At 72.9% G+C, this 14,151-nt stretch carries 15 protein-coding genes; 4 read left to right on the forward strand and 11 right to left on the reverse strand.

Annotated features, from left to right (window positions below; translation table 11 throughout):
* Positions 1–128: 128 nt before the first annotated feature.
* From HS048_RS04835 to HS048_RS04845, 3 genes are all read right to left on the reverse strand, one after another.
* On the reverse strand, positions 129–1,715 hold the full coding sequence (locus tag HS048_RS04835; protein WP_196466264.1) for an MDR family MFS transporter: 1,587 nt from the start codon (positions 1,713–1,715) through the stop codon (positions 129–131).
* 148 nt (positions 1,716–1,863) lie between these two features.
* Positions 1,864–2,526: a TetR family transcriptional regulator gene (locus HS048_RS04840; RefSeq protein WP_196466265.1), complete on the reverse strand. Its 663-nt coding sequence runs from the start codon at positions 2,524–2,526 to the stop codon at positions 1,864–1,866.
* A 254-nt stretch (positions 2,527–2,780) separates the two neighbouring features.
* A complete protein-coding gene (locus HS048_RS04845) occupies positions 2,781–3,341 on the reverse strand; it encodes a hypothetical protein (RefSeq protein WP_196466266.1) in 561 nt (186 codons plus the stop codon).
* A gap of 268 nt (positions 3,342–3,609) precedes the next feature.
* Between HS048_RS04845 and HS048_RS04850 the strand changes: the two genes are divergently transcribed.
* On the forward strand, positions 3,610–4,488 hold the full coding sequence (locus HS048_RS04850; protein WP_196466267.1) for a hypothetical protein: 879 nt from the start codon (positions 3,610–3,612) through the stop codon (positions 4,486–4,488).
* 147 nt (positions 4,489–4,635) lie between these two features.
* Positions 4,636–5,250 carry a cadmium resistance transporter gene (locus HS048_RS04855; RefSeq protein ID WP_196466268.1) on the forward strand — a complete coding sequence of 205 codons (615 nt, stop codon included), beginning with the start codon at positions 4,636–4,638 and terminating at the stop codon, positions 5,248–5,250.
* Between the two features lie 214 nt (positions 5,251–5,464).
* Here the strand turns inward: HS048_RS04855 and HS048_RS04860 are convergent, their stop codons facing one another.
* The 7 genes from HS048_RS04860 to HS048_RS04890 all read right to left on the reverse strand — a co-directional run bounded on the left by HS048_RS04860 (position 5,465) and on the right by HS048_RS04890 (position 10,843).
* On the reverse strand, positions 5,465–5,851 hold the full coding sequence (locus HS048_RS04860; RefSeq protein WP_196466269.1) for a hypothetical protein: 387 nt from the start codon (positions 5,849–5,851) through the stop codon (positions 5,465–5,467).
* A 2-nt stretch (positions 5,852–5,853) separates the two neighbouring features.
* A complete protein-coding gene (locus HS048_RS04865) occupies positions 5,854–6,261 on the reverse strand; it encodes a hypothetical protein (RefSeq protein WP_068897844.1) in 408 nt (135 codons plus the stop codon).
* Positions 6,262–6,382: 121 nt separating this feature from the next.
* Positions 6,383–7,054: a hypothetical protein gene (locus HS048_RS04870; protein ID WP_196466270.1), complete on the reverse strand. Its 672-nt coding sequence runs from the start codon at positions 7,052–7,054 to the stop codon at positions 6,383–6,385.
* A 187-nt stretch (positions 7,055–7,241) separates the two neighbouring features.
* On the reverse strand, positions 7,242–8,144 hold the full coding sequence (locus HS048_RS04875; RefSeq protein WP_196466271.1) for a TIGR03619 family F420-dependent LLM class oxidoreductase: 903 nt from the start codon (positions 8,142–8,144) through the stop codon (positions 7,242–7,244).
* 15 nt (positions 8,145–8,159) lie between these two features.
* A complete protein-coding gene (locus HS048_RS04880) occupies positions 8,160–9,029 on the reverse strand; it encodes a TIGR03943 family protein (RefSeq protein WP_196466272.1) in 870 nt (289 codons plus the stop codon).
* Between the two features lie 118 nt (positions 9,030–9,147).
* Positions 9,148–10,179: a permease gene (locus HS048_RS04885; protein WP_196466273.1), complete on the reverse strand. Its 1,032-nt coding sequence runs from the start codon at positions 10,177–10,179 to the stop codon at positions 9,148–9,150.
* Between the two features lie 61 nt (positions 10,180–10,240).
* A complete protein-coding gene (locus HS048_RS04890) occupies positions 10,241–10,843 on the reverse strand; it encodes a hypothetical protein (RefSeq protein WP_196466274.1) in 603 nt (200 codons plus the stop codon).
* 246 nt (positions 10,844–11,089) lie between these two features.
* On the opposite strand from HS048_RS04890, the gene HS048_RS04895 reads away from it, so the two are divergent.
* Both HS048_RS04895 and HS048_RS04900 read left to right on the forward strand, forming a co-directional pair.
* Positions 11,090–12,391, forward strand: coding sequence for a sensor histidine kinase (locus HS048_RS04895; protein ID WP_196466275.1), 1,302 nt, complete (start codon positions 11,090–11,092; stop codon positions 12,389–12,391).
* On the forward strand, positions 12,388–13,074 hold the full coding sequence (locus HS048_RS04900) for a response regulator transcription factor (RefSeq protein WP_196466276.1): 687 nt from the start codon (positions 12,388–12,390) through the stop codon (positions 13,072–13,074). The genes HS048_RS04895 and HS048_RS04900 overlap by 4 nt, the downstream gene beginning before the upstream one ends.
* Before the next feature lie 128 nt (positions 13,075–13,202).
* Here the strand turns inward: HS048_RS04900 and HS048_RS04905 are convergent, their stop codons facing one another.
* Entirely contained in the window at positions 13,203–14,066 is an 864-nt protein-coding gene (locus HS048_RS04905; protein ID WP_196466277.1) for an NUDIX hydrolase, read from the reverse strand.
* Between the last annotated feature and the right edge of the window lie 85 nt (positions 14,067–14,151).

Consider the following 14,151-nt stretch of genomic DNA (forward strand, 5'->3'; position numbering starts at 1 on the left):
GCCGCATCGGCCGCACCGGTCCATGAGGGTGGCGGCTGACGGGGCGGTCAGCAGGCCGTACGGGTGTGCTGGGGAACGGGGCGGGTGAGCCGGGGGGCGGAGCAGGGCTCCGCCCCCCGGCGCCCGGGTCAGTGAGCCGGAATCTGCACCGCCTCCTCCTGGGCCAGCCGCTCCGTGCCGGACAGCGTGTTGAGCGGCTTCTCCTTGATGAACAGCACCGCCACCAGCGCGAGCGCGGTCAGCGGCACGCCGATGAGGAACAGGTCGGCGGTGGCCGTGGCGTACACGTCCTGGACGATGCGGACCACGGGCGCGGGCAGCTTGGAGACGTCCGGTACGGCGTGGCTCTCCCCGCCGGAGCCGCCCGCGGCCAGCGGGCCGAGCTTCTCCGTCATCAGCGTGGTGATCCGGTTGGCGAGCACCGCGCCCAGGGCGCTGACGCCGACCGCGCCGCCCATGCTGCGGAAGAAGGTCAGCGTCGAGGTGGTGACGCCCAGGTCGTGCGCGGGGACGTCGTTCTGCGCCGCCAGCACCAGGTTCTGCATGAGCATGCCGACGCCGATGCCGAGCACCGCCATGTAGACCGAGAGCAGCAGCGTGCTCGTCTGCCCGTCGATGGTGGACAGCAGGCCCATGCCGGCGAGCATGACGACGCCGCCGGCCACCAGGAAGCCCTTCCACCGGCCCCACTTGGTGATGAGCTGGCCGGCGACGGTGGAGGAGACCAGCAGGCCGAACACCATCGGCAGGCTCATCAGGCCCGCGACCGTCGGGGACTTGCCGAGCGCGATCTGGAAGTACTGCGACAGGAACACCGTGCCGCCGAACATCGCCACGCCCACCAGCACGCTGGCCACGGTGGCCAGGGTGACCGTGCGGTTCCTGAACAGCGAGAGCGGGATGATCGGCTCGGCCGCGCGCGACTCCACCCAGAGCGCCAGCGCCAGGACGGCCAGGCCGCCGCCCACCAGGCCCGCGGTCCACCAGGAGGCCCACTCGAACTGGTTGCCCGCCAGCGACGACCACACCAGCAGGGTGCAGACGCCCAGCGTGATCAGGAAGGCGCCCAGGTAGTCGACCTTGACCTCCTTGCGCACCACCGGCAGATCGAGCGTGCGCTGCAGCAGGACGATGGCCAGGATGGTGAACGGCACGCCGATCAGGAAGCACCAGCGCCAGCCGAGCCACGAGGTGTCGACGAGCATGCCGCCGATGAGCGGTCCGGCGACGGTGCCGACGCCGAACACGGCGCCGAAGACGCCGGCGTAGCGGCCGAGCTCGCGCGGCGGGATCATGGCCGCCATCACGATCATGGCCAGCGCGGTCATGCCGCCCGCGCCGAGGCCCTGCACGACGCGGCTGACGATGAGGATCTCCACGTTCGGGGTGAGACCCGCGATCAGCGAGCCCACCACGAACAGGCCCAGCGAGAGCTGGATCAGCAGCTTCTTGCTGTAGAGGTCGGCCAGCTTGCCCCAGAGCGGCACGGTGGCCGTCATGGCCAGCAGTTCCGAGGTGACGATCCAGGTGTAGACGGTCTGCGAACCCTGCAGGTCGGTGATGATGCGCGGCAGGGCGTTGGCCACGACGGTCGAGGCCAGGATGGACACGAACATGCCCACCATCAGCCCGGACAGTGCTTGCAGGACCTTCCGGCGAGAGGTGGGTCCGGGGGGCGCGGCCGCGGATTCGGGCTGCGCGCTGGTGGCGGTCATGCTTCCTCGATCTTTCAGAGAGGGGTCGGGGTCGGTACGGCGTCGGGGACGTCCGCGATCCCCGGCGGAGTGCCGGGGCGGTTCAGGAGAGGGGTGTCCGGGAGAGGTTCGGGGAGGGTGTTCGGGAGAGCGGGTCTGGAGAAGGCGTTCAGAGAGGACGGTCAGAGGGCCGAGGGCCGGACAGTCCGGCGGAGGGGGCCGGGGGCCGGGGGTCGGGCAGCCCGGCGGACAACCGGGAGAAGACGTCGTCCAGCAGGTCGGCCAGGAGAGGTTCGCCGCGTGCGGCGCTCCACCGCATCATCGCCACCCGGAAGGCCGTCAGGGCCACGGCGGTGACGAGCTCGGCATGGCCGTCGGCAGCCGACCCGGCACCGGACCGCTCGGCGACGGCGGCCGTCAGGGAGCGCTCGGTCTCGGCTCCGCCGGCGACGAGGCGGGGCAGCAGCGAGGGGTTCTGTTCGAACACCCCGAGCCGGAGCAGCCACTGCTCACGCTGCTCCTGGATGTTCACGGCCGCATCCCGCAGCACCAGGCGCAACGCCTCAAGCGTGGGTACGGCGGAGAGCACGGCCACCAGCTTCCGGCGCAGGTCGGCCGCGGCCGCCGGATCCCCGCCGATGAGGGCGTCCTCCTTGGTGGGGAAGTAGTTGAAGAACGTGCGGGAGGAGACGTCCACCGCTCCGGCGATGTCCTCGACGGTGACGTCGGCGAGACCGCGTTCGGCGACCAGTCTGAGGGCGGCACGCTCCAGCGCCGCACGGGTTTCGAGCTTCTTCCGGTCTCTCCGGCCGAGCTCTTCGCTGCTGTCCACGATGGGCAGAACGAGCGGGATGGTCAGAAAATTTCAGATCCTGCAATGTTTTAGATTATGAAACGCGCCGGACGACGAGGGCGCGCGCCGTACCGGCCGACCGTCCGGTCCTCGCCCGAGCCGGTCCAGCAGGCGTCTCATCGAAGTGAGGCCGGTCGCCTCGTGAGGCGGTGGGCCCGGATGAGAACACGAAACCGGCCGGGGCGGTTCACGCCCCGGCCGGTGTTCTCTGGTCAGGCCTGCCGACCGGAGCCCTACTCGGTGGTGGTGCCGTCAGCCGCCTTTCCCCCGCCCCGGGGGCCGCCGCCCAGCAGGCCGGCGCGGTGCGCCTTGAGTACGGCGTCGGCCTCGGCCCGGGTGAGGGTGCCCGCGGTGACGGCGGTCTTGAGCCGCTCGGCCAGGGCGGTCTCGGCCGCGGCGGTGCGCTGCTGCCGCAACGTGTCCAGCGCCGCGGTCACCTTGTCGGCGCTCACGCCGAGCTCGGCGGCCAGGGTCTCGGCCATCGCGGTACGGTCGTCCGGCCGGGCTTCCCCGCCGGTGCCGCGGTCTCCGCGGATGGCCTCCATCGCGGCGGTGACCTTGGCCTCGTCGACGCCGAGGAGCTTGGCGAGCTCGGCGGCCCGCCGGCCGTGACCGCCCCGTCCGCCGTGCTCGCCGCGGTGCCCGTCGCCGGTCGTGGTGTCGGTCGCGGTGCCGGCCGTCGATGAGGAGGCAGGGGTCGGCTCGGCGGCCCAGGCCGCCACCGGAACGACCAGCCCTCCGGCGAGGGCGGTGCCGAGACCGGCGATGACGGCCAGGCGCTTGGTGCGGTTCATGACACTCCTTGTTCGGTTTCGCTTCGTTGACCTGCATCGATGGTCGACGGACCGGATGAGACGCCCATGGCGGGAGCCTGAGAATCCGATGAGGAACCGTCCGCCGTACCGGGTGACGGACCTGAGGAAGGAAGCGTCCGCCGTACCGACCGGCGGATCTGAGGTGAGAAACCGTCGGCAACCGTAGGGCAACCGATTCGCACCGTAACGGGTCATGTTCGGAGCGCATCGTCGTGGTCCGACCGCACCAGCCGAGGAGCCCGTCTTCATGCGCAAGCACCACCTGCTCGCCTTCTCCGTCGCCGCCGGCCTGACCCTCAGCGGTCTGGCCGTACAGCCCGCGCTCGCGGTGGCGGCTCCCGCCGTGGTGACGGCCTCGAAGGGGCGCCCCGCGCCGGTCAAGTCGGTGACGTTCCGGACCGACGGCGTCGTCGCCTCGGTGGACGCCGACGCCGCGATCCTCAAGGTCACCGTCCCGGCCGTCGGCGGCACCGCCTCCCAGGCCACCCTCACCGTCGCCGCCACCGCCGCCGTGACCGTCGACGGTGTCGCCGCGACGCTGGCCGAGGTACCCGTCGGCTCCCGCATCAAGGTCACCGGGAGCGGCATCAGCGGCACCCGCACCGCCACCAGGCTGGCGGTGACCACCACCTGGAGTTTCCGTCAGGACGGTGTGGTCGCCTCGGTGGACGCCGACGCCGCGACCGTCACCGTGACGGCGGCCAACGGTGCGGAGAGTGTGATTCCGGTGGCCGAGGACGCGACCGTGGTCATCGACGGTGTCGTCGCGACGCTGGCCGAGGTGCCGGCCGGTGCCCGGGTGAAGGTGACCGGCATCGTGACCAACAGCGTGGGTTCCGCCACGGCTCTGGCGGTGACCACCACGTGGAACTTCCGTCAGGACGGTGTGGTCGCCTCGGTGGACGCCGACGCCGCGACCGTCACCGTGACCCACCTGGTCAGGGGCCGCCTCGCGCAGACCACGATCCCCGTCGCCGACGGTGCGGTCATCACCCTGAACCGGGTCGCCTCCACGCTGGCCGCCCTTCCGGCCGGCGCCCAGGTCCAGGTCAGCGGCACCGTGACCAACGGCGTCGAGTCCGCCAAGAAGATCACCGCCACCAAGACGGTGAAGCGGCGCCGCTGAGACGGTGCCCGGTTCCCACCTGGACGGGCCTGAGACGGTTCCCGGTTCCCACCTGGACGGGTGGGAACCGGGAACCGGTGGACGGTGGGTCCCCGCGGACGGACCGCGGGGACCCGCCGTTTCGTGTGCCGCCTACGCTGATCGGCCATGGACGGTCTTCTCGGGACGATCGGTACGGCCGCGGCCGTCTTCGCCGGAACCAACATCGACGACGTCATCGTCCTGACCGTGCTGTTCCTGTCCTCCCGTGCCGGAGGCCGGCCCCGGCCCTGGCAGATCGTCGCCGGTCAGTACGCCGGCATCGCCGTGCTGGTCGCCGTCTCGGCCGTGGCGGCGCTCGGTCTCACCGTCGTCCCCGACGAGTGGGCGGGACTCCTCGGCCTGGTCCCGCTGGGACTCGGCCTGTGGAGCCTGGCCGGAGCCCTCCGCGCCGCCCGCTCGGGGCAGGAGACCGCTCCCGCGGTCGCGAGCGGCCTGCTGTCGGTGGCGGGGGTCACCGTCGCCAACGGCGCGGACAACATCTCGGTGTACACCCCGGTGTTCCGGACCATCGGCGTCACCTCGGGGCTGGTCACCATGGTGGTCTTCGCCGTGCTGACCGCGCTCTGGTGCGCGGCCGGGGCGTGGCTCGGCTCCCACCGGAAGGTCGCCGCCGCGGTCGAGCGGTCCGGGCACTGGCTCGTCCCCGCCGTCTTCATCGTGATCGGCGCGGTCATCGTCCTCGAATCCGGCGTCCTCGGCCGGCTGCTCGCCTTCGGCTGACCTCTGACCCGTCCGAGGCCTTCGACCGGCGCTCCGACCTGCCTGGGACCTTCGATCGGCCCGAGACCTTCGACATGAGGCCTTCGACCGGCGCTCCGACCTGCTCGGGGCCTTTGATCGGCCCGAGGCCTTCGACTGGCCCGGGAGTGAGCGAAGATCCTGCCGGGTCCGGCGGCCGTCCGCCGCCCGTGCGCCTGCCGTACTCCGGTCGGGACTACGGCAGGGAGTCGATCATGACGTGGGGGTCGTAGACGGCCAGTTGCTCGCCCCGGTCGGTCAGGATCGGCCACCGGGTGTTCCGGGCGCACCAGATGACGTGACCGGCGGTGACGTCCCGCGAGCCGTCCAGGATCTCCGCGATGTCGCCCACCTTGCCGGAGGTGAAGTCGTCGACCTTCACGCCGGGCGTCGAGACCAGCTCGAACAGCTCCACCTGGGTGGAGAGCGGGGCGATGGAGTAGACGGCCGCCAGGGCGGTGGCGGGCACGCAGATGCCGCCGCCGCTGCTCAGGCAGGTGGCGGTGACGGCCCGCGCGTACTTGGTCTTGGCGACGGCGATGTCGATCAACGCGCTGACATCGAGGACCCGACCGGGGAGCATGGTCAGATCCTCCGGCTCCGGCGCGTGCTGATCTGGCTCCACTCCTCGTCGGAGAGGCGGTCGACACCGAGCGCGTCGGCGGCGGAGTCGAGGTCCTCGCGGTTCAGATCCCAGCGGCGGATCAGAGCGATGACGTGCGGCTTGTTGCCGATCTCCCGCTGTACGGCCGCGCGCACGACGTCGGCGACCCGCTTCCCGTCCGACCTCGCCTTGCGGGTCAGCGCCTCGTAGTCGGCCCGGTCCAGCTCGATGGTGACGGAGGTGGCGGAGCCCTCGCCGTCGGAGGCGTCGCGGGGCTGCAGGTGGGCCAGCCACATCGGGATCCCCGGCGTGTCCGCGCCGGTGCTCCCGCCGGACCGGGACTCGCCCGGCTTGTCGTCATCACGCCGTGACGGCAGGGGGAAGGCCATGCCATCGACAGTAGCCCCGAATCCCCGTCATGGCAGCCCTTTCCGGCGCGGTGACCCCGGGGTCCGACCGGCCGGGGAGGGCGGGGAGGCGGAGTGGGCGGAGGATCCGGTGGCCCCGGGTTCAGCCGGTCGGGAGAGTGAAGGAGGTGGCGGGATCGGAGGGGGCGGAGGAGGCGGGATCGGAGGGAGTTGAGGAAGCGGGATCGGAGGGGGTGGTGGGAGCGGGGGTGCCGCAGGTGCCGGCGGTCCGGCGTTCCGCGACGATCCGGTCGACGCCCTTGGCCCGGTACTCCTCCTGCTCCTCCGGTGGCGGGACGTGCCGCCACGAGCCGTCCTCCCGGACGAAGTCGTAGTCGTAGGGCGTCGGGTCCCCGGTACGGCTCGCCGACACCAGGGCGGTGTCACCGGTGACGTAGACGTCGGCGACGGTGAACGCCGCACCGGCGACGAGCTGGGGGCAGAGCTGGAACAGCCGCACGTACTCCTCACGTGTGATCGACGACCGGGCCCGGGTGCTCCACAGGTCCCAGAAGTCACCGGACCGCCCGTCCGCGTAGGCGTCGAACGCGGCCTGGGCGGCCTGCCGTACCGCCTCCTCCGTGCGGGCGTCGCCCGGAGCGTCCGAGGTGCCCGCGGAGGTCGGCGGGGAGTCCTGCGCCGCGGACGGGTCCAGCACCGTGAGCACGGCGATGACCGTCCCGATGATCAGGCCGGCGACCATGAGGACGATCACGGTCAGGCCGCGGCCCGTCTCGCCCCTGAGCGGCGGGCCGTACTGCGGCGGGTAGCCCACTTCGGTCTCCGGGGCCGGTGGGAACGGATGCGGTGATCGTAACGCCGCTCGTCCCCGAGCGGCGATGGAGAGCACCGGTCCATCCGGACCTCGGGGCCTCAGGCCTCCGGATCTTGGGATTTCACCGGATTTCAGGGCTTCAGGGTCTCAGGGCTTCACGGGACCTCGGGTCCTCGAGGCGCAGGTGTCAGCGTCTCAGGGCGTCCCGGAAGGCGGTGGCGAGTGCGAGCAGGTGGTCGTCGTCGGCGGCGGTCAGCTGGAGGTCGACGAGGAGCTCGTGGGCCCCGGCCTCGACCGCGGCGGCCAGGTAGCCCGCGATCTGCGCGACGGTCCCGGTGTGCGGCAGCGCCTCCGCCGCCGCGGGGACCTCGGTGACGTGCGGGTTGATCCGCAGGACCATGCGCAGCCGGTCGGGGTCGCGGCCCGCCCGCTCCGCGGCCCGCCGGACGCGCGACCACATGCCGGTCAGCACGGGGACGGGCAGCGCGGCGGTGAGCCAGCCGTCGGCCCGACGGCCGACCCGGTCCAACGCGGCGGGTGCGAATCCGGCCAGGTAGACGGGGAGTCGGGCCGGTTTCGGGCCGATGACGCTCGGCGCGATCGACCAGAGGTCCGAGTCGTACGCCACGGGATCGGACGACCAGATCGCCTCCAGCGCGTCCAGGGCCGCCTCCAGCCGGGCCCCGCGTCCCCGCCACGGCACGCCGACGGCGGCGTACTCGTCGCGGGACCAGCCCAGTCCGAATCCGGCGACCGCGCGCCCGCCGCTGAGCCGGTCGAGCGTGGCCAGGGAGCGGGCCAGCACCGCGGGCGGGTACCAGCAGGCGTTGAGCGTGCTGGACCCCAGCCGGACCCGGCCGGTCACGGCCGCCGCGACCGACAGCACGGCGAACGGGTCCAGGAACGTCCGGTGCCGCGGCGGGACGGTGCCGCCGCCGGGATACGGATCCTGTGGAGCCAGCGGCGTCAGCAACCGGTCACCGACCCAGACGCTGTCGTATCCGAGCTCCTCCGCCGCCCGGGCGACTGCCGTCACGCTGCCGAGGGAGGCGAACGGGCCGTACTGGGCCAGGGCCAGGCCGAGATCCACGGGTCCCTCCCGTTCCTAGTCCTCGTACGGCTCGACGGGGGCGTCGATCTTCACCAGACCCGTGGCGGACAGCTCCGGATGGACTACCCCGTTGGGCATCTTCTCGAACTTCGGGGGGATCCAGGTGCCGGTCACCTCGACCCAGGTGTCGGCGGCCGGTGCGGGGACCCCCTTGACCACGACCTTCAGCGGGAAGGCGTCCGCGGCGCAGCAGGCCAGCTGCATGCGGGTGAGGTACCACTGGCCCTGCTTCCTGGACGGTACGGCGAAGCCGGTCAGCCGGACCTGGCGGCCGGTCAGGGATTTCTTCTCGTCGTCCCAGGCCCGGCCGATGAACTCGCCGATCTTCATGTCCACCGGACCGTCGCCGGTCAGCGGGGTGAAGGCGCTGAGAGCCTGCGACCGGGGCCGGGGCGTGTCATCGGAGCGGGCGGCGGCGAACGAGCCCAGGGCGGGCGGCGCGATCAGGAAGATGGCGAACACCGGCAGGCACATCAGCCAGGCGACCCGCGGCCCTTCGTGCCCGTGCTCATGCCCATGCCCGTGCCCGTGCCCGTGCTCATGCTCATGCCCATGGCGGTCTGCGTGGCCGGCGCCGTCCCCGGCTCCGTCCCCGGCTCCGTCCCCTTGGTCGTGCACGGATCCGTCCCCGGCGCCGTCCTCGTTCCGGCGGTCGTGCACGGGCCCGTTCCGGTGCCCCTCCTTGGCCCGCCACGCCTGGACCAGTCCGGTGGCGCCGAGGATCAGCAGCACCGCCCCCGCACCGATCAGGAACGGCCGGAAACCGGGCTTCACGTAGTTCAGGTAGGTCGTGGAGAAAGCCGAGATCCGCAGCACGGCACCCCCCAGGAGAGCCAGGACCAGGCTCTGGGACAGGCGGTTCACCGGACCTCCCGGGCGCGGACCCCACCCTCCGGGCCGCACGGGGACCGAAAGCCGTACGGGGACCGCGAGCCGGACAGGGAGCGCGAGCCGTACGGGGACGCCGGGAAGGGGGAGGACGTCAAAGCAGCAACCATCCGCACAGGGCGCTCACCAGCACGGCGAGCGCGAAGGTCAACGGGACGAACCTGACCGCGAACGCGCGGCCGAACGTGCCGGCCTGCAACGCGATCAACTTGAGGTCGACCATCGGCCCGACCACCAGGAAGGCGAGCTTCGCGGTGGGGGAGAACGCGGTCATCGAGGCGGCCACGAACGCGTCGGCCTCCGAGCAGATCGACAGCAGCACGGCGAGCAGGGCCATGACCAGCACCGCCAGCCAGGGGATCGCGGCCACGGCGGTCAGCCACTCGCGGGGGACGAGCACGTTGAGCGTGGCGGCGGCCAGGCCGCCGACGATGAGGAACCCGCCGGCGTGCAGCAGGTCGTGCCGCATGGCCTCGCCGAACGCGACGAGCTTCGAGCCCCCGTCGTGCGGGCGGGACGGGATCCGCAGCCACTCGCTCCGGCCGAACCGCAGCCAGAGCCAGCCGACGAGCACCGCCACGGTCAGCGAGGCGCCGAACCTGGCGGCGACCATCAGCGGCTGGCCGGGGAAGGCGACGGCGGTCGCGACCAGCACGATCGGGTTGATCGCGGGTGAGGCGAGCAGGAAGGCGAGCGCGGCGGCCGGGGTGACCCCCCGGGCCATCAGCCCCGAGGCGACCGGGACCGACGCGCACTCGCAGCCCGGGAGCACCGCGCCCGCCATCCCGGCGACGGGCACGGCCACCGAGGGGCGTCCGGGCAGCGCCCTGGTCCAGAACGAGGCCGGGACGAAAGCGGTGATCGCGGCGGACAGGGCGACCCCGAAGACCAGGAACGGCAGGGCCTGCACGCAGATGGCCACGAAGATCGTGGCCCAGGTCCGCAGAGCCGCCGAGGTCAGGTGGGGGGCGAGTGCGAACCGTCCCACGACCAGCAGGACGATGACGAGCATGAAGCCCCAGGGGAGGGCGCGCCCCGGGGAGAGCTCGCGGCCCCAGGAGTCCGGCGGGACCGGTCCGTCCTCATCCGTCCACGCCCGCGGCGGATCGGTGTGGAGATGAGACATGGTCCCCATCGTGCCAGACGTTCCCTGCGCGCCGGGCGCCCCGATGTTCCACGTGGAACATTCACCTGGACACGGCGGCGGCGGGGGTGGTGGGGGCCGTGGATACGGCCGCGACGGACCTGCGGGCGAGCGGGGCGAAGGAGACGAGCAGGAACAGCGCGCCCAGCGGGATCAGGTCCTTCTCGAAGAACGGGAGCAGCAGGTCGGCCATGACCAGGACGGGCGTCCAGGCCCTGACCCGGCCGGCGACGGCGAGCTGCAGGACGAGGGCGAACTGGGCGGCGAAGAACAGCAGGGGGACGCCGTCGTAGACCACGAACGAGACGCCCGGAACGGCCTGCACCCGGTCGAACAGCACGCCCATGGCGTCGTGGTCGGCGGACATGAACCCGATCACGATGTCGATGGCGAACTGCGCGGTGAGGGCGAGCAGCCCGGCGGTCCCGAGGGCGGCGCTCACGGTGGCGACGGCTTTCCGGCCCGCCATCCGGCGCATCTCCCAGAAGATCGGCACGAACAGGGCCAGGGCCGCGAGGAAGGCGAGGTGGCCGGCGGTCCAGGCGAGGCCGGGGCCCCGGCTGCCGTCGAGGCCGTCGAGGATCCGGATCACCCCGTAGGCGAAGACGAGCAGGGGTGCGGCGACGAAGGCGGTGCGGACGTTCATTGCGGGGGCTCCCAACGGGTCGGTGTGCGTTTCCGAGCCTGGCCTCCACGGGCTCGGAAAAGATCGCCGGTGGGAGCGGTTCCCCGGCTCCCCCGTGCGGGGGAGCACCTCCCCCGCACCGGTGACGCCGGGCCTCGGCGGGTCGCGGACATCCCCCGCACGGGCGACGCCGGGCCCCGGCGGGTCGCGGAGATCCCCTGCACGGGGGAGTCGGCGGCCCCGGGCCGTCCTGGATACTCCGGTGCCATGTCCATCTCCCCTCTGGTCGACGGATTGACCGGCTCCCTGGCCGGGCGGGTGCGAGCGCTTCCGCCCGTCGTGCCGGACGTGGCGCTGACCGTCCTGGTGCTCGCCGCCCAGTCGGTGCCGTTCCTGTACGAGACGCGCCGCCTCGCCGAGGGGCCGTGGACGGTGGCCCATTACCTCCCCGTCCTCGCCTCCGCGCTGCCGCTGCTCGCGCGCCGCCGGTACCCGTTCGCGGTGCTGGTCCTCACCCTCGCCGCCTCGGGCCTGTACTCCCTCAACGACCCAGACAACCCGGCCCAGCCCATCTGGTACGGCTGGCTGGTCGCCACCTACACCGTGGCCGAACGCTGTCCCCGCGGGCGGCGTTTCGCCGGGGCCGCGATCGTCCTCTGCGGCTCCCTGCTCTCGGTGGGCTCCGTGCCCACGTTCGTGCGGGGGATGGTGACCTGGGCCGCCGCCTACGCGCTCGGCAGGGCCGTGGCGATGCACCGCGCCTACACCGCCGGGCTGGAGGAGCGGGCCGTACGGCTGGAGCGCGAGCGCGAGATCGAGGCGGAGCGCGCGGCGGAACGCGAGCGCGCCAGGATCGCCCGGGACATGCACGACATCCTCGCCCACGCGGTGAGCGTCATGGTCGTCCAGGCCGAGGCCGGGCCGCTCGCCGTACGGTCGAACCCGGAACGGGCGGAGGCCGCCTTCGAGACGATCGCCGGCGCGGGCCGGGAGGCGATGGCGCAGCTCCGGCGGATGCTCGGCCTGCTGAAGGAGTCCGCGGGGCCGAGGGACCCGCAGCCCACCCTGGACCGGATCCCCGACCTGGTCGGCCGGGTCGTGTCGGGCGGCCTCCGGGTGTCCCTGGCCACCGCCGGCACCCCGGCGGAACCGCCCGCCGACGTCGAGGTGGCGGCCTACCGGATCGTCCAGGAGTCGCTCACCAATATCGTCAGGCACGCCGGCGCCGCCACGGCGGAGGTCCGCCTCGACTGGAAGGACGACGCACTCATGATCACTGTCACCGACGACGGCAGGGGGAGCGGTGGACGGGGCGGCGATGGACGGGGTGGCGGCGAGCGGACCGGCGGTGAACGGAACGGCGGACGGGGCGGCGGCGAGCGGACCGGCGGACGGGATGGCGACGAGCGGACCGGCATCCGTGAGCGGGGCGGTGAGGGGCTGATCGGCATCCGCGAGCGGGCCGCGGCCTGCGGGGGCACCGCCGCGTTCGGCCCCGCCCCGGACGGGACCGGGTTCCGGGTGTCCGTACGGCTCCCCTTCCACGGGGCCGCGGCGGTGACCCGGTGACGATCAGCGTGGTGATCGCCGACGATCAGGAACTGGTGCGCAGCGGCTTCGCGATGATCCTGGACGCGCAGCCGGACATCACGGTCGCCGGGGAGGCCGGTGACGGGATCGAGGCGATCGCGGCCGTCCGCGGGCACCGGCCGGACGTGCTGCTCCTCGACATCCGGATGCCCCGCATGGACGGCATCGAGGCCGCCCGCACGGTGTGCGCGGAGACCGCCACCCGGGTCCTCATGCTCACCACCTTCGACCAGGACGACTACGTCTACGACGCGTTGCACGCCGGGGCGAGCGGCTTCCTGCTCAAGGACGTGCGCCGGGACGACCTGGTCCACGCGGTCCGCGTCGTGGCGGCCGGGGACTCGCTGCTGGCCCCGTCCGTGACCAGGCGGCTGATCGACGACATGGTGAGCAGGCGCCCGCGCCCGGCTCCGGTCCCGTCCGGGCCGTCCGGGCCGGGCAGACCGGGCGGGCTGGGCGGGCTGACCCAGCGCGAACGCGAGACGCTGGTCCTGCTGGGCAGGGGGCTGTCCAACGCGGAGATCGCCGCCGAGCTGGTGGTCAGCGAGCACACGGTCAAGACGCACGTGAGCAACGTCCTGATGAAGCTGGGCCTGCGCGACCGGGTGCAGGCGGTCATCGCCGCCTATGAGTCGGGACTCCTCCAGCCCGGCACCCGCTGACCCGGCGGCCCGCTCACGCCCGGAACCACTCCCCCCGGAAACCGTCACGCCAGGAGGACGACCACACCGGAAACCGTTCACACCGGGAGAACGACCAGGTTAGGAAGGCGACCACACCAGGAGAACGTTCACAATTGCGACAGCAGCCACCTCGGCCCGGTGACCTCGGCGCCGAGTTCGGTGACGCGGTCGCGCAGGGCGCGGTCGGCGGTGACGACGAGGACGCGCTCCCAGGCGGAGGTCTCCCGTACGGCCCGCACGATCATGTCGTCTCCGCTGCCCGGCGCGGCCAGGACGGTGAGGCCGGGTGGCGCGGTCACCTCCCGGGCGGCGCCCTCGACGACCGTGACGATCCGGGGGAACCAGCGGGCCAGGGGCGGCACGTGTCCGGGTACGGCGTGCAGGCCGCCCTCGGCGAGGGCCGCGACCTCGGAGAGCAGCTTGGCGGTCGCCCCGGCGCGGTCCTTCCACCAGCCGTGCTCGGCGCGCGCGCCGACGATGTTGGCGGCGTCGAGGACGAGCACCAGGGGGCCGAGGGCGGGCCTGAGCGCGGGCCAGGTCTCCGCGAAGCCGGGGTGGAGCCTCCTGGCGGCGATCTCCTCGGCGGGCAGCCAGCGCAGGTCGGCGCTCTCGCTGCTGGCCGGGACCGCGGGCAGCAGGCCGTCGGCCTCGGCGATCACCGTCTCGAAGGACCAGCCCCCGTGGTCGTCCAGGTAGACGCCCTGCACGCGGAGGCCGTCGCCGTGCAGGGCGGCCTCCTCGCGGGCCTCGCGCAGGGCGCCGGTGATCGCGTCCTCGTGGCTGTCGCGGGCGCCGCCGGGCAGGCCCCAGGTGCCGCCGTGGTGGCTCCACAGGGAGCGCTTCTGCATGAGGACGTGAGGGGTGCCCGCGGAGTCGTGGTGGACGGCGAGCAATCCGGACGCGCCGTACACGCCCCAGTGCCGGTGGCCTCGGTCGCACCGGGCCCAGCCGTCACCGTCCCCCACCGTCATAGCGTCCATGATGCCTCAGCTCGGATCTTTTACCAGGGGTCGGAGCGGTCACCGTGTGCGACCATCCGGCCTGGGGACACCGGCG

This window comes from Planomonospora sp. ID91781, from assembly GCF_015711595.1.
In the GTDB taxonomy this organism is placed as follows: Bacteria; Actinomycetota; Actinomycetes; order Streptosporangiales; family Streptosporangiaceae; genus Planomonospora; species Planomonospora parontospora.

Bases quoted from the DNA above. Each gene is read 5' to 3' on its own strand.
- HS048_RS04860 (WP_196466269.1), bottom strand. From the start codon at position 5,851: ATGCTCCCCGGTCGGGTCCTCGATGTCAGCGCGTTGATCGACATCGCC.
- HS048_RS04895 (WP_196466275.1), top strand. From the start codon at position 11,090: ATGTCCATCTCCCCTCTGGTCGACGGATTGACCGGCTCCCTGGCCGGG.
- HS048_RS04835 (WP_196466264.1), bottom strand. From the start codon at position 1,715: ATGACCGCCACCAGCGCGCAGCCCGAATCCGCGGCCGCGCCCCCCGGA.
- HS048_RS04845 (WP_196466266.1), bottom strand. From the start codon at position 3,341: ATGAACCGCACCAAGCGCCTGGCCGTCATCGCCGGTCTCGGCACCGCC.
- HS048_RS04865 (WP_068897844.1), bottom strand. From the start codon at position 6,261: ATGGCCTTCCCCCTGCCGTCACGGCGTGATGACGACAAGCCGGGCGAG.
- HS048_RS04850 (WP_196466267.1), top strand. From the start codon at position 3,610: ATGCGCAAGCACCACCTGCTCGCCTTCTCCGTCGCCGCCGGCCTGACC.
- HS048_RS04890 (WP_196466274.1), bottom strand. From the start codon at position 10,843: ATGAACGTCCGCACCGCCTTCGTCGCCGCACCCCTGCTCGTCTTCGCC.
- HS048_RS04905 (WP_196466277.1), bottom strand. From the start codon at position 14,066: ATGACGGTGGGGGACGGTGACGGCTGGGCCCGGTGCGACCGAGGCCAC.
- HS048_RS04855 (WP_196466268.1), top strand. From the start codon at position 4,636: ATGGACGGTCTTCTCGGGACGATCGGTACGGCCGCGGCCGTCTTCGCC.
- HS048_RS04885 (WP_196466273.1), bottom strand. From the start codon at position 10,179: ATGTCTCATCTCCACACCGATCCGCCGCGGGCGTGGACGGATGAGGAC.